The sequence below is a fragment of the Sporosarcina sp. P3 genome, assembly GCF_002743415.1.
Lineage (GTDB): Bacteria > Bacillota > Bacilli > Bacillales_A > Planococcaceae > Sporosarcina > Sporosarcina ureae_A.
On sequence record NZ_PDZE01000012.1, the window covers coordinates 1 to 13,472 of the forward strand.

Annotated in this window: 13 protein-coding genes, 1 riboswitch and 1 other annotated feature; of the genes, 4 read left to right on the forward strand and 9 right to left on the reverse strand. The window is 38.9% G+C overall.

The window, feature by feature from the left end; genetic code table 11:
• Nucleotides 1-235 precede the first annotated feature (235 nt).
• From CSV61_RS13430 to CSV61_RS13445, 4 genes are all read right to left on the reverse strand, one after another.
• Nucleotides 236-811: a YdcF family protein gene (locus CSV61_RS13430; RefSeq protein WP_199173639.1), complete on the reverse strand. Its 576-nt coding sequence runs from the start codon at nucleotides 809-811 to the stop codon at nucleotides 236-238.
• A 99-nt stretch (nucleotides 812-910) separates the two neighbouring features.
• Nucleotides 911-2,122, reverse strand: coding sequence for an argininosuccinate synthase (locus CSV61_RS13435; RefSeq protein ID WP_099639630.1), 1,212 nt, complete (start codon nucleotides 2,120-2,122; stop codon nucleotides 911-913).
• Between the two features lie 142 nt (nucleotides 2,123-2,264).
• Entirely contained in the window at nucleotides 2,265-3,647 is a 1,383-nt protein-coding gene (gene gdhA, locus CSV61_RS13440; RefSeq protein ID WP_099639631.1) for an NADP-specific glutamate dehydrogenase, read from the reverse strand.
• Nucleotides 3,648-4,222: 575 nt separating this feature from the next.
• Nucleotides 4,223-5,506, reverse strand: coding sequence for a LysM peptidoglycan-binding domain-containing protein (locus CSV61_RS13445; RefSeq protein ID WP_099639632.1), 1,284 nt, complete (start codon nucleotides 5,504-5,506; stop codon nucleotides 4,223-4,225).
• Nucleotides 5,507-5,653: 147 nt separating this feature from the next.
• On the opposite strand from CSV61_RS13445, the gene CSV61_RS13450 reads away from it, so the two are divergent.
• Together CSV61_RS13450 and CSV61_RS13455 are read left to right on the forward strand one after the other, a co-directional pair.
• On the forward strand, nucleotides 5,654-6,289 hold the full coding sequence (locus CSV61_RS13450; RefSeq protein WP_369824391.1) for a spore coat protein: 636 nt from the start codon (nucleotides 5,654-5,656) through the stop codon (nucleotides 6,287-6,289).
• A 102-nt stretch (nucleotides 6,290-6,391) separates the two neighbouring features.
• The gene (locus CSV61_RS13455) at nucleotides 6,392-7,051 is read left to right on the forward strand and encodes an HAD family hydrolase (protein ID WP_099639633.1); all 660 of its coding nucleotides are present in this window, start codon (nucleotides 6,392-6,394) and stop codon (nucleotides 7,049-7,051) included.
• Between the two features lie 38 nt (nucleotides 7,052-7,089).
• Here the strand turns inward: CSV61_RS13455 and CSV61_RS13460 are convergent, their stop codons facing one another.
• Complete coding sequence (locus tag CSV61_RS13460; protein ID WP_099639699.1) at nucleotides 7,090-7,761, reverse strand: YetF domain-containing protein; 672 nt, start codon at nucleotides 7,759-7,761, stop codon at nucleotides 7,090-7,092.
• Between the two features lie 99 nt (nucleotides 7,762-7,860).
• Nucleotides 7,861-8,769, reverse strand: coding sequence for a homoserine O-acetyltransferase MetA (gene metA / locus CSV61_RS13465; RefSeq protein ID WP_099639634.1), 909 nt, complete (start codon nucleotides 8,767-8,769; stop codon nucleotides 7,861-7,863).
• Nucleotides 8,770-8,861: 92 nt separating this feature from the next.
• Nucleotides 8,862-8,968: riboswitch (SAM riboswitch) on the reverse strand.
• A 150-nt stretch (nucleotides 8,969-9,118) separates the two neighbouring features.
• Between metA and CSV61_RS13470 the strand changes: the two genes are divergently transcribed.
• Nucleotides 9,119-9,388 (forward strand): AbrB/MazE/SpoVT family DNA-binding domain-containing protein, encoded by a 270-nt coding sequence (locus tag CSV61_RS13470; protein WP_099639635.1) that lies wholly within the window; start codon nucleotides 9,119-9,121, stop codon nucleotides 9,386-9,388.
• 122 nt (nucleotides 9,389-9,510) lie between these two features.
• Here the strand turns inward: CSV61_RS13470 and CSV61_RS13475 are convergent, their stop codons facing one another.
• Nucleotides 9,511-9,825: a thioredoxin family protein gene (locus tag CSV61_RS13475; RefSeq protein ID WP_083032669.1), complete on the reverse strand. Its 315-nt coding sequence runs from the start codon at nucleotides 9,823-9,825 to the stop codon at nucleotides 9,511-9,513.
• A gap of 256 nt (nucleotides 9,826-10,081) precedes the next feature.
• Nucleotides 10,082-10,307 (forward strand) — a binding site (T-box leader).
• Nucleotides 10,308-10,441: 134 nt separating this feature from the next.
• Between CSV61_RS13475 and serA the strand changes: the two genes are divergently transcribed.
• Complete coding sequence (serA, locus tag CSV61_RS13480) at nucleotides 10,442-12,028, forward strand: phosphoglycerate dehydrogenase (RefSeq protein ID WP_099639636.1); 1,587 nt, start codon at nucleotides 10,442-10,444, stop codon at nucleotides 12,026-12,028.
• Nucleotides 12,029-12,069: 41 nt separating this feature from the next.
• On the opposite strand, the gene CSV61_RS13485 is transcribed toward serA, so the two are convergent.
• Together CSV61_RS13485 and CSV61_RS13490 are read right to left on the reverse strand one after the other, a co-directional pair.
• Nucleotides 12,070-12,516 carry a small multi-drug export protein gene (locus tag CSV61_RS13485; protein ID WP_083032677.1) on the reverse strand — a complete coding sequence of 149 codons (447 nt, stop codon included), beginning with the start codon at nucleotides 12,514-12,516 and terminating at the stop codon, nucleotides 12,070-12,072.
• Nucleotides 12,517-12,583: 67 nt separating this feature from the next.
• Nucleotides 12,584-13,378: an HAD family hydrolase gene (locus CSV61_RS13490; protein WP_099639637.1), complete on the reverse strand. Its 795-nt coding sequence runs from the start codon at nucleotides 13,376-13,378 to the stop codon at nucleotides 12,584-12,586.
• Nucleotides 13,379-13,472: the final 94 nt, after the last annotated feature.

Sequence of the window (13,472 nt, forward strand, 5' to 3'; positions counted from 1 at the left end):
GAGCCAAGCGAACAACGTAGGGTTCGCTTTGCCGTATTTCTGTGTACTTTGCAGAAATTAAGGCACCTGTCCAGGGTCTCAAGACGCACGCTGATCCCTCAGGAGTCGGCCTTTCTCCGTTCCGGTACACTCTGATACTCTAAAAAATATTTTCTGATAAGAACAGAAAAAAGCGTAAAGGATTCCCCTTACGTTTTTTCTGTTCTGTCCCAACCTCCTTATTTTCAATAGATCCCTATCGTCTGAACAACCATGTTTTCAATAAAGCCAAGCGTTCACGAAGTCCTACTTTTGCTTTGACAGATTCAGGCGTCTTAGCCACAACGACATCAGACTCCCAACCGAGCTGTCTCGCAAGAAATCTAGCTCTAGCCAAGTGGTAATCGCTACTGATTATGGTCACGCCTTCCACTTCAGGAATCATACTTTGGCTGAATTGTAGATTTTCATATGTGGAAGTGGATTGATCTTCAAAAACTAACCGTTCCTTTGCAATACCATGTTCTTGTAAATAACGATACATAGCTTCGGCCTCGCTAATGTCCTCATCTTTTCCTTGCCCACCTGATAGTACAAGCTGTACATGCGGATATTGCGTTGCATACTCTACAGCGCTTTCTAAACGGTAACGTAAGGATAGTGAAGGAATTTCTCCGTTCACTTTGGCGCCTAGAATGATTGCATACTCATATTTGCCATTCGCCTTCATTTGCTGTGCTTGTTTTATTCGATCCCCCGGTAACATCCAAAACATCCCCAGACTTGTAATGATCAAAACTACCATTATGGCTATACCGCTTAACTTCCGCATTCAAACACCCCAACTTTATACATAAAACGGTGATACCTAAAATGTAGTTTTTAAAAAAGAGCAGCGAAGCTTTTGGCCGCGCTGCTCTTACTATTCATCTTAAGACTGCTTCACAACTTGCTTTTCATTGACCAAACTATGCACTTCAGTCGGTAGTCCCCATAGCTTAATGAAACCGACCGCTGCCGCTTGATCGAACTCATCATCAGATGTATAAGTCGCTAATCTTTCATCATATAGCGAATTGGGTGATTTACGACCTTCTACTAATGCATGGCCTTTAAATAACTTCACACGAACTGTACCGTTGACATATTGCTGTGTTTCTTTAATAAATGCCTCAAGTGCATTACGTAAAGGAGAGAACCAAAGACCGTTATAAATCAACTCACCAAGTTTCTGTGAAATTATCGGCTTAAAATGCGCTAGTTCTTTTACAAGTGTTAAATCTTCCAGTTCCTTATGTGCTTTCAACAATGTGATGGCTCCTGGCGCTTCATATACTTCACGAGATTTGATGCCGACTAAACGATTTTCTACGTGATCGATACGGCCGACTCCATGTTTACCAGCCATTTCATTCAACTTGGTGATCAGTTCACTTAATATATAGTTTTCTCCATCAATTGTAACTGGAACACCTTGTTCAAAGCCAATTTCGATAATATCAGCAGTGTCGGGTGCATTTTCAATAGAAACTGTTAAACCAAATGCATCTTCTGGAGGTGTTGCCCACGGGTCCTCTAGAATTCCACATTCGTTTGCACGCCCCCACAAGTTTTGGTCCACCGAGTATGGATTATCCAAATCAATCGGAATGGGAATATTATGTTCTTGTGCATAATGAATTTCCTCTTCACGTGACCAGCTCCATGAACGCACTGGCGCTACGACTTCAAGCGATGGATCCAGTGACTTGATTGCTACTTCAAAACGTACTTGGTCATTTCCTTTTCCAGTGCATCCATGAGCCACTGCTGTTGCTTGCTCCTGATGCGCAATTTCCACCAACTTTTTAGAGATAAGCGGACGGGATAGGGCAGAGACTAATGGATATTTATTCTCATAATATGTTTGAGCTTGCAATGAAAGAAGGACGAAATCTTGTGCGAATTCTTCACGCGCATCAATAACATAGCTGCTGACTGCGCCAACTGTAAGAGCTTTTTCTTTAATGAAGTCGAGATCTTTTCCTTCGCCGACATCTAAGCAAACTGCTACTACACTATATCCTTGATCCGTTAACCACTGAATCGCAACTGATGTGTCTAAACCGCCTGAGTAGGCTAAAACGACTTTTTTCTTTTCCATGGGTAAATCCCCTTTCATGCTAAAGCATGTATGTTTATTCAATTAACTGTATTTTTATAATAACATATTTTATTTGAAACGCAATAGGACAGCACAAAAAAACAGACACATTATGTAAAAAAATGTGTCTGTTTTATATCACTTATCTAATTCCGTGGGCTACCATCGCATCGGCTACTCTCAGGAAACCTGCTACGTTAGCACCCATTACTAGATTGCCCGGTTTACCGTAATCCGTTGCTGCATTACTGCAATCTTTATAGATATTCTGCATAACCTCTTTCAAATGCATATCTACCTGTTCTTCTGACCATGATAGACGCTGGCTGTTCTGTGACATTTCCATAGCGGAAACAGCTACGCCACCCGCATTGGCAGCTTTGGCTGGTGCGAATAACACGTTGTGTTCTTGGAAAATGACAATTGCTTCAATTGTACATGGCATATTTGCGCCTTCACCAACTGCTTTAACTCCATTAGCGATTAGCATATGGGCAGCAATTTCATCGATTTCATTTTGCGTAGCACATGGAAGTGCAATATCACATGGAATGGACCAGATTTCCGTACAATTTGCATGATACTCTGCATCCAGATGTTCTTTCGTATATTCCCAAATACGTTTATTGCCGTACTCTTTTAGTTCTTTCACTAATTCAAGATCAATTCCATTCTTGTCATAGATATAGCCATCAGAATCACTACATGCCACAACTTTTGCTCCAAGTTGCATAGCTTTCTCCATTGCATACGTTGAAACATTCCCTGAACCTGAAACTACGACAGTTTGACCTTCCAATGAAAGCTTGTTTTCTTTCAGCATCTCATCAACAAAGTACACTGTTCCGTAACCAGTTGCTTCCTTACGACCGAGGCTTCCGCCATGGTCAGGATTTTTGCCTGTTAAAATACCTGCTTCATAGCCACCTTTAATACGGTTGTATTGACCAAATAGATAGCCGATTTCACGTTTACCGACGCCAATATCACCTGCCGGTACGTCAATGTCTGGTCCGATATGTCTGCTAAGCTCCGTCATAAAGCTTTGCGTAAAGCGCATAATTTCACGATCAGACTTACCCTTTGGATCGAAATCAGATCCACCTTTACCTGCTCCAATTGGCTGTCCTGTTAAAGCGTTTTTGAAGATTTGCTCAAATGCGAGAAACTTCATAATACTATTATTAACCGATGGGTGGAAACGAAGTCCTCCCTTATAAGGTCCGAGATCACTATTGAACTGAACTCGGTAACCTCTATTTACTTGCACTTTCCCTTTATCATCTTCCCACGCTACACGGAAAGAAATAATTCGTTCCGGCTCTGTGATTCGCTCAAGAATTCCGTTTTCCATAAATTCTGGATGCTTAGCAAATACAGGACGGAGGGAATCAAAAATCTCTCTTGTCGCTTGAAGAAATTCCTTCTCATCTGGATTCCTTCTTTTCACCAATTCATATACGTTGTGAACGTAATCATTTGCTCGCTTGCGATTATTATATTCTACCTCATCAACCTTTGTCATCTGCAATCATCCCTTTCCATAGTTGCTATTAAAAACTTGTCGACTGACTAGTCGCTCATTTACTCAGTGACTATGATTTCAAAATACTTGTATGATAAAAGAGTAAATTCTACTAATATGAATTGAATTTTAATTGTTCGAAATATTTCTTTGTATTCCAATATTATCACTGAAAAGATAGCAAGTTACAAGATTTTTTTAGAATATCTGTGTTTTGACTTAATTTTTGTGTCAATTTTATGTACTATCTTAAACTTTTGCATTTACTTTCAACTGAATTAATAGTATTATTAAACTATTCAAACGAACTATGTGAAGTTCTAAATGTAAGCGCATACACATACTAGTGAGAACAATACGAAAAGAAAGAGGCGAAGCACCATGACAAAGAAAACATGTACTTTTCGATCAATACTAGGAGCGAACTTACTCCTCATCATGACTTTTGCTTTCCTACCTGCTTTACTCGTAAATCCAGATATGGAAATGTTCCAAAGTGCTATGAAACTGTTAAATAACGAGTGAGAACTCATATGACAGAGCCTTTCCTATTATTTAAGGAAAGGCTCCTATATTTACCGCTTACGAATTGTAAATCGATCTTCTAATAACAGCCAGTTTTGCGGGAATGCAAGTCCGAGTTTCCAATACATAATTCCTCGCAATTTGAATTTCTTCAGCAAGTCAAACTTCTCGTTAATGCTTCGGGCATCTTCAAACCACACTTCATGTTCAGTTCCAGTTTCGTCGTAATACGTATAATGTGGCGCTTGGGATAGCGCGTCGTATTCAATAGCAGCATTCTGTTCGATTGCCTGATTAGTCGCCATTCGTGGACTTAACGCTCTTGCAGCTTTACTGTCCGATTGACCAAATGGAGCTGTCCAATCATAGCCGTATAAATTCTGACCTAAAAATACTTTTTCGTTTGGAATTTGACTTACTGCATATTCCACTACTTTCGTAACTGGCCCGATTGGGCTCACAGCTTGTGGTGCACTATACGTATATCCCCATTCATATGTCATCAATACAACAAAATCAGCAACTTCTCCATGCACTTTATAATCATGAGCACCATAAATACCTGTTGTCACTTCCCCAGCTTTTGGTGCAAGTGCTGTGGAAATCGTAAGGCCCGCTTTATGAATTTGATCACGTGCATTACGTAATAATTGATTGTATAATTCTCGATCTTCAGGGAATAACAACTCAAAATCGAAGTGAATATCACTATAGCCGATTTCTTTTGCTGTTTCAATGGCACTTTGTATCATTTGGTTTTGTGCAACCTGATCAGTGAAAATCACATGTGCCAATTCCGCACTGAATGAATAGTTTTCTAGATTCGTCAGCACTAGTATATTTACAGCACCTGCATTTTTTGCGATAGTCGGAATATCTGCTAGAGCAGGTGCTTTGAGCGATCCATCCCGTTGCACTTCATAACTGAACATCGCGAGATACGTAAGATCCCCCACACGTTCACGAACTTCCGTCAGCATATCTTGAGTGACGGGATTACGCGGTTCTACATATAATAATGAGTCAATTATTGTTTTTGCTTCTTGTGGTATATACAGGCGCTGACCAATTATTAACCTTCTGGAAGGGTTAATTGCATTAATTTCTGCCAAGCGAGCCACTGTTAGACCATATCTTTGTGCAATGGTAAATAGACTATCTCCAGGCCGCACCCAGTAATAAGAACCTATTATTGGAATAACAAGCGCTTGTCCCACAGCGAGTCGTGTCTCGCTTTCCAATTCGTTAACTTCTGCTATTTGATCGTATGGAACACCGTAAATTTTACCAATTTCATATAAACTCTCACCTTGCGAAACTACATGAATCTGCATGTATCCCCACTACCCTTCTTGAGTTCTATCCATATGATATGATGACGCATTCCGAACTATGCATGGTTCGTAAATACAATTTCATGTGCATAAAATTTTGGCCACTTCACATACTACTCTCGATGTACAAGACAATTAAAGGAGGAAATATATTTGACAAATCAATTTGATACATCTCAGAACATGCAAGGCGGACAAGTTCCCCCATCGTTAAATCACGGTGGACATGAGTTATTTGACGTGAAAGAAGTACTAAGTGCAGCGATTGGTGCATTGAATCAATCGGTGATTTTACGACCACACGTCCAGGATCCAGAACTTCTAGACATCCTTGACCGACAATACCGATTTATGATGGATGAATACAATATCATTGTCCAAAGTTTCAAGACAGGGAAAGATCCTTCTCATCCTACACAGCGTTATCAAATGAAAGCTAGTAGTGACTTCATTTACGGTATGAAAGCAAAGGCACCATCAAAACCTATTCAATCCACAGGTGAAATCAATGATGAGATGATCTCTGGCTTTTTGCTAGGTGCTGCTAAAGAAAGCGCCACAGGTAAAACAGCTGCTGCATTGGAAGTATGTAACCCAGTCGTTCGCCGTGTTATTGCTGATTCCGTGCCCAACTGTTTAGAAATGGCATACGAGTTGTCAATTTACCAAAACAAACATCATTATTACCAAGTACCACAATTAAACGATCAAGATATGAATATGTTGCTTAATTCATTTGCACCTTCACAAGGCCAACCCGGTATGCCGAATAATCTTCAATAAGATCTAAATTCAAGCAGATGGATTTTTATCCATCTGCTTTTTTGCTTTTACACTCGTTATATTTGTATACTATGTAGAAGAATACAATAAAGGAGTGTCTCTATGAAAATTGCAATCTTTGATTTTGATGGTACATTGTACACAAAAGAAACCTTTAAATTACTTATGGAGCAATTAAAGAACCATCCCACGTATAAGCAATACTACGGGAAATTCTTTCGTTCGATCTTACCACTTTATATTCGTTATAAATTAAAAATACTACCCGAACCTATCATGAAGGAGCGCTCCATGCGTCTTTATCTACAAGCTCTAGACCCATTGACAATGACTGAACTACATGAATACTTCAAAAGCATGCATAGCGTAATAGTGCCCGACTTCAATGAACAAGTCATTAACCGTCTGACTAAGCACCGAAAAGAGGGATACTATGTCTTACTCGTTTCTGGTGCCTATACTCCCTTTTTACAAGCAGTCACAAATCACCTAACATTTGATCAAATTATTGGTACAGATATTCCTTCACGTGGGAACCAATTAGCGATGGATCAGCCTTTTCTACATATTCAAGGTAGACGTAAAAATGAGCAAATTTATCAAGCACTACTAGGCAAAACTGTCGACTGGGACAACAGTTTTGCCTACGGAGACAGTATTTCCGATCTCCCAGTCTTAGAGAAAGTTGGGTACCCTGTAGCAGTTCGTCCAGATGAAAAACTTACCGCTATAGCCAAACAAAGAAACTGGGAAATACTTTAAAAACGTGAAGGGCTCTGATTTGGTCAGAGCTCTTCACGTCAAGTCGATTTTAATGCATTTATATATAAACTGCCGTCTGTCTGAATTTCTGCATAAAGAACATGCTCTGGTTTGGATATTCCTTGCTTTTTCAGTTGTTCTGTTAGCCACGTATCAGTCAATTGAAGTTCCCGCATATTTTTTTCTTCCACTTTTCCGTCAGTAATAATTTCAGTCGGAATATATTTGGGCTGCGGTGGCGAGACTTTAACATCTTTTTTTGTCGCATGTTTCTCTCCTGGATTCAGCAAGACACTTAAATTACCATTCGTTTCGAATATCGCGTAATTGACATCTTTCATCGAAAATATCGACTGCTCTCGTAGCATCATATTTAGATCATTGAAATTCAACCGTAATTTACGCAAGGAGCCTTCTAGTATTTTCCCGTTTTGAATAACAATTACCGGTTTATCATCGAGTAATACGCGAAGTTTAAAAGATTTGAATGTTAAAAAATTGGCGAGAACTGTTAATACCGCCCATAGAACCATTCCATATAGACCATTTAAAAATGGCGTTTCGGACTCTCCTGCTAAATTGGCTGCAATTGACCCGATCGTGATACCTGTCACGTAATGAAAGAAAGTCAACTGAGACACTTGTTTTTTCCCCATGAAACGCGCCAAAATCAATAGCACAATAAACGAGATCACCGTTCGTAAAGTCATTTCCCAAAAAGACAACTCCAAAAATTCATCTACGTTCACTGCATACACCTCCAGTAATCGAAGTATGTGCAAACGATAGAGATTTATACACGGATTCGTTTACTTCCAGTTATAAGGAGTTCTCTGGTAGACGTAGTAATTGAGCCAATTAGAGAATAACAAATGCGTGTGAGAGCGCCAAGTATTCATAGGTTCTTTAGATGGATCATCATTTGGATAATAATTTACAGGAATTTCGATGTCGACCCCTTTTTCTACATCGCGAGCATATTCATCCCCCAGCGTATGCGCATCGTATTCTAAGTGTCCAGTGACCATAATATGTTTTGCGTCATTTGAAATCACAATGAACGCTCCTGCCTCTTCAGAAGCAGAAAGTAGGGTTAAATCAGGATGATTCTTGATCTCTTCTAATGAAACTCCTGTATGGCGTGAATGTGGTGCTACATATACGTCATTGAACCCACGTGCCAAGTTTACTGTCGGATCGGTAATATCATGTGAAAATACTCCAAAACATTTCTTCGGCAACTCGAACTTGTTTATTCCGTAATGATGATACAAGGCAGCTTGTGCACCCCAGCAAATATGAAGTACAGACGTGACGTTCGTTTTTGTCCATTCCATAATTTCTTCTAACTCTTTCCAATAGACTACGTCTTCGAATTGTAAAAGTTCAATTGGTGCACCTGTAATAATCATACCGTCAAAGCGCTGACTTTTAATATGTTCAAAGGTAGTATAGAAGGTTTCCAAATGATTCTGACTAACATTTTTTGATACATAGGTTGCTGTATTCAAGAATGTGACATTCACTTGTAAAGGCGTATTCCCTAGTAATCGAAGCAATTGCAACTCGGTCTTCTCTTTTTCAGGCATTAAATTCAAAATCAAAATATTGATTGGACGGATATCCTGTGTGGTAGCACGTTCTTCATCCATAATAAATATTTTCTCTTCTCTTAGCAGTTCTCCTGCCGGCAGATGTTTTGGTATATTAATTGGCATGCTATTTCCCCCTTAACGTTCTGTTAATACTATTTCTATACAAAAAACCCTCATTTCTCTTAGATAAGAAAATGAGGGTTGACCGTTCATCGTTCTTATCTCTCAAGACAACAATCTTGTTGGAAGTAGCACCTTCCTGTTTGCACAGAGGTTGCTGAAGCTTCATCAGGCCAATTCCCTCAGCTTCTCTTGATAAGAAATATTTAATTACAGACTATTATAGCATGAATAAATAAATTGTATAGCAGAATTGTCAAATTGTTCTGCACATTCAAGTATTGTAAATTGTAGACAATCTATTTTTGTGTATAATAGAAATTACCAACTACTTTACTTCGAGGAGGAGCTTATGAAGTCTTTAGGTATAGTTCGTAAAGTTGATCATCTCGGCAGAATTGTCATTCCAAAAGAACTTCGAAATTCTATGTTGATCGATCAGGGCGACCCTATCGAAATTTTCGTAGAGGATGACAAAATTATATTGAGAAAGTATCAAGTGTCCAAGGCATGTTTTATCACCGGTGATGTGATGGATGAAAACAAACAATTGTCGAACGGTCTATACATCAGTCCACGAGGCGCAAAAATCCTTATAGAGCAACTGATAGATTTCACATAATACAATATATAAGAGCTATCGTAGAAGCTTTTCTTATAGAAAAGGACCGAAAACAAAAGTTATAATTGTCTTCAGTCCTTTTGTTTACTTGTCTTTTTATCCATTCACAGAGAATGATTGCATTACGATAAATTATTAATAAACTCTTCAATCTCTTCTTTAGTTTTACGATTCTTACTTACCAAACGACCTGTTTCTGTTCCTTCGCTGAATGCCACAAAACTAGGAATACCGAATATGTCCAACTGACTGCAAAGATCTATAAATTCATCACGATCAACCGAAATGAATTCATACTCCGCAAACTCTGTTTCTAATGTCGGTAAGAATGGTTCAATCACTCTGCAATCGGGACACCAGTCTGCAGTGAATAAGAATATTACTCTTTCTTCCTGTTTAAGTTGCTCAAATTGCTCTAGGGATTCTAAGTTTTTCAATTTTCAACACTCCTTTTAACGAATAGTATAAGCACACTATAACACTCTTACCTGTACTTCTTCTCTTTAGACGACTTATGCTATTTCCTTTCACTTAGTTCAATTAAAGTGTTTTTCTTATAATTAACACCTTAAAAGCGAACGTTCACAAATAATTCAATAATTACGTTCGTATTTAACTGTTTTTCAAATTTTCGAGAAAAGCAATTGACAATAGTTTTTGACGTGTTATGATTAGTTCTAAATTAATAGTTGTTAAACAATTTTGACGAAGAGATACCTTCCTAAAAAGGATTTTGCAGAGAGCTGATGATATGGTGAAAGTCAGCAAATTCTGAGGTTGGGGGCACTTCTGAATTGATTAGCTGAACTTTTTTAGTAGGCTGGTCCGTCACATGCACGTTACGCATGCTGAATGAAGGCTGCAATTGCAGCAAACAAGGGTGGTACCGCGTTAGTTTATCGAGCTTTTCGCCCCTTACTTATACGTAAGGGATGGAAGGCTTTTTTATTTTACCTATAAGGGGGGTAGCGCGCAACATACATATACGATCAATCGCACATAGTTTCTTCAACCAAAAACCACTACAAACAATCGAAGGAGAGAATGAATATCATGGCTTTTAAAATACTTATTAGTGACCCACTTAGCGAGGACGGAATTTTCCCACTACGACAAGCAGAAGGTTTTGAAATTGTAATGGAAACTGACATGACACCGGATCAGCTGAAAGAACGAATCAAAGATTTCGACGCGTTATTAGTACGTAGTCAGACAACAGTTACAAAAGAGTTATTAGAAGCAGCTGATCAATTAAAGATCATCGGTCGTGCTGGTGTAGGTGTCGACAACATCGATTTGGATGCAGCTACCGAAAAAGGGATTATAGTTGTCAATGCTCCAGACGGTAACACAAACTCTGCAGCTGAGCACACAGTCGCAATGATGATGTCTATGGCACGCAAAATCCCTCAAGCTTTCAACTCGTTGAAAAATAATAAATGGGATAGAAAGTCATTCCTTGGTGTGGAGTTGAAAGACAAAACTTTAGGAATCATCGGACTCGGTCGTATTGGTGCTGAAGTTGCTAGACGCGCAAGAGGACAACGTATGTCTGTAGTAGCATATGACCCGTACTTAACAGAAGATGTTGCAAAGAAATTGGGTATTGAAATTGGAACAGTAGATGAAGTGCTCGAAGTAGCTGACTTCATTACAGTTCACACACCTTTGCTTAAAGAAACTCGTAGAATGATCAACAAAGAAGCATTCGAGAAAATGAAAGACGGCGTACAAATTATTAACTGTGCACGTGGTGGAATCATAGATGAAGATGCTCTATACGATGCAATCGTTGCTGGTAAAGTAGCAGGTGCAGCACTGGACGTATTCGAAGAAGAACCATTCCTCGACCATAAGTTATTGACATTACCTGAAGTAATTGCGACTCCACACTTAGGTGCAAGTACATTTGAAGCACAAGAATCAGTAGCAGTCGACGTAAGCCGCGACGTAGTGAACTTCTTGACAATCGGATCTGTTCGTAATCCAGTCAACTTGCCATCTGTTTCTCGTGATGTGTTGGCAAAAATCGAACCATTCTTTGATCTAACAGAGAAATTGGGTATGTTCTTATCACAAATCCAAAACTCGGTTATCCATGAAATCAATATCCAATACGCTGGCGAGTTGGCGAACTATGATGTACGCGCACTAACTCGTAATACAGTCAAAGGGCTTTTGAAGCGTAATCTTGGAGAAACTGTTAACGATGTAAACGCAAAGTTACTGGCTGATCGCTACGGCATTAAAGTAAATGAACAAAAAACAACTACTGGTAAAGGTTTCTTGAACTTGATTACAGTAGAAATCGTTACTGAAAAAGGCGTTCGCAAAGTAGCGGGTACCCTTCTAAATGGTCTGGGTGCACGTATTGTAAAAGTGGATGATTATGTAGTCGATGTCATTCCAAGCGGTCACTTATTATTCATCCGACACAGAGATCAGCCAGGTGCAATCGGGCGTGTAGGAACACTTCTAGCAGAAGAAAATATCAACATTGCAGCGATGCAGGTTGGACGTTCTACTGAAGGCGGATTTGCTATCATGATGTTAGCTGTCGACAACCACGTTGAGTCAACTTCTATCAAGAATATTAAAGAAGTTCAAAATATAAATGATGCAAAAGCAATCGATCTATAAAAGTGAAAACATCCAGCTGATATATTCTCAGCTGGATGTTTTTATGTACGATCAACAAAGAAATCAAACCCCATGGCAGTTAAAATTCCGAACACTAAACACCATAGCGCAATACTGATGGCTGACCAAATTGCCGTATTCATTTTCTTTGCACCTAATACGAGACCTATAAAAGCCGCAATGTGAGTTCCGATCAAAATTGGACCTGCAAGTGCTAAAACCGGTAATCCATATCTATTCATAATTTGTTCCGCACGTTGCTGACGTTTCGACTCACCTTTTCCTTTCTTCTGTTTCCTACGTACCATCCATTCTTTTATACGTTGGAAACCAACGATCAACAGAAGAATTGTCGTCATATTACCGGCAAATGAAAGAATGATCACCCACATAGGTGATAGGCCTCGAATAATACCTAACGGCACGACTATCATAATTTCAATCCACGGTATAGCCGCTCCCAAAAACACGAATACATATTCTAGCATCCTATCCCCCCTTGCTGTACGAATAAATAAAAATAAGTGAAACGGAATCAAAACCGATGAGATGATCTCATCGGTTTTCTAATGTGCTTAGTATAGGAAAAAGACCATGTAAGTTATCGATTTCATACGTGGGTTTCACTTCTTCATTCGGAAGCTTATTTTCACGATTGATCCATACATTACGCATACCGATACGATTTGAACCTAAAATATCTGTCAGTAAGTTATCACCTATCATTAACGCTTCATCTGCTTGGACGCCACTTAAATCAAGAACATGCTTAAATATAGATACGTCAGGTTTTCCTTTTCCAAATGCACCAGAAACGATAATATGATCAAAGTAATTAGGTATTTCAGGTGAAATTTTTAATTTGATCTGTTGTAAACTTGGAGAACCGTTTGTCAAAAGAATTAGCTGATAGTTACCTTTTAACTTATCCAACACTTCAAACGTTTCTTCGTATATATATGGGTTATTCTTACGCTCTTTTGGAAATACGTCCGCTAATTCCCATCCAAATGTTTCATCATCAATTCCTAATTTCTTTAACCCATTGACCCAAGCTTCCTTTTGATAGCCAGGAACAATCTTTTTCATTTTCTGAAACTCTTCTCCTTCATCGTCAAAGACACCCCATAATCCTTCAAAAGGATTAATACCAATATTTTGAGTATGTGGAAATGTCTCATATGTAGCATACAAGTCTCTTGCTTCCTGACGCACTGCGTGCTCAAGTTCTACTGGATTAACGCCTGTTTTCTTTGTCGCATATTCACATGTTTTCTGAAATGCCGTAGAAATACTCTTGGCATCCCATATCAATGTATCATCCAGATCAAAAATCAACGTTTTAATCATCGTGACATCCCCTTTGTAATGGTAATAATTCAGTTATTTCCTACTCTTATTATACACATTATTTATGTTATTTGTTAGTACATTCCCTAAACCG

Bases quoted from the DNA above. Each gene is read 5' to 3' on its own strand.
- CSV61_RS13430 (WP_199173639.1), bottom strand. From the start codon at position 811: ATGCGGAAGTTAAGCGGTATAGCCATAATGGTAGTTTTGATCATTACA.
- CSV61_RS13435 (WP_099639630.1), bottom strand. From the start codon at position 2,122: ATGGAAAAGAAAAAAGTCGTTTTAGCCTACTCAGGCGGTTTAGACACA.
- gdhA (WP_099639631.1), bottom strand. From the start codon at position 3,647: ATGACAAAGGTTGATGAGGTAGAATATAATAATCGCAAGCGAGCAAAT.
- CSV61_RS13445 (WP_099639632.1), bottom strand. From the start codon at position 5,506: ATGCAGATTCATGTAGTTTCGCAAGGTGAGAGTTTATATGAAATTGGT.
- CSV61_RS13455 (WP_099639633.1), top strand. From the start codon at position 6,392: ATGAAAATTGCAATCTTTGATTTTGATGGTACATTGTACACAAAAGAA.
- CSV61_RS13460 (WP_099639699.1), bottom strand. From the start codon at position 7,761: ATGACTTTACGAACGGTGATCTCGTTTATTGTGCTATTGATTTTGGCG.
- metA (WP_099639634.1), bottom strand. From the start codon at position 8,769: ATGCCAATTAATATACCAAAACATCTGCCGGCAGGAGAACTGCTAAGA.
- CSV61_RS13470 (WP_099639635.1), top strand. From the start codon at position 9,119: ATGAAGTCTTTAGGTATAGTTCGTAAAGTTGATCATCTCGGCAGAATT.
- serA (WP_099639636.1), top strand. From the start codon at position 10,442: ATGGCTTTTAAAATACTTATTAGTGACCCACTTAGCGAGGACGGAATT.
- CSV61_RS13485 (WP_083032677.1), bottom strand. From the start codon at position 12,516: ATGCTAGAATATGTATTCGTGTTTTTGGGAGCGGCTATACCGTGGATT.
- CSV61_RS13490 (WP_099639637.1), bottom strand. From the start codon at position 13,378: ATGATTAAAACGTTGATTTTTGATCTGGATGATACATTGATATGGGAT.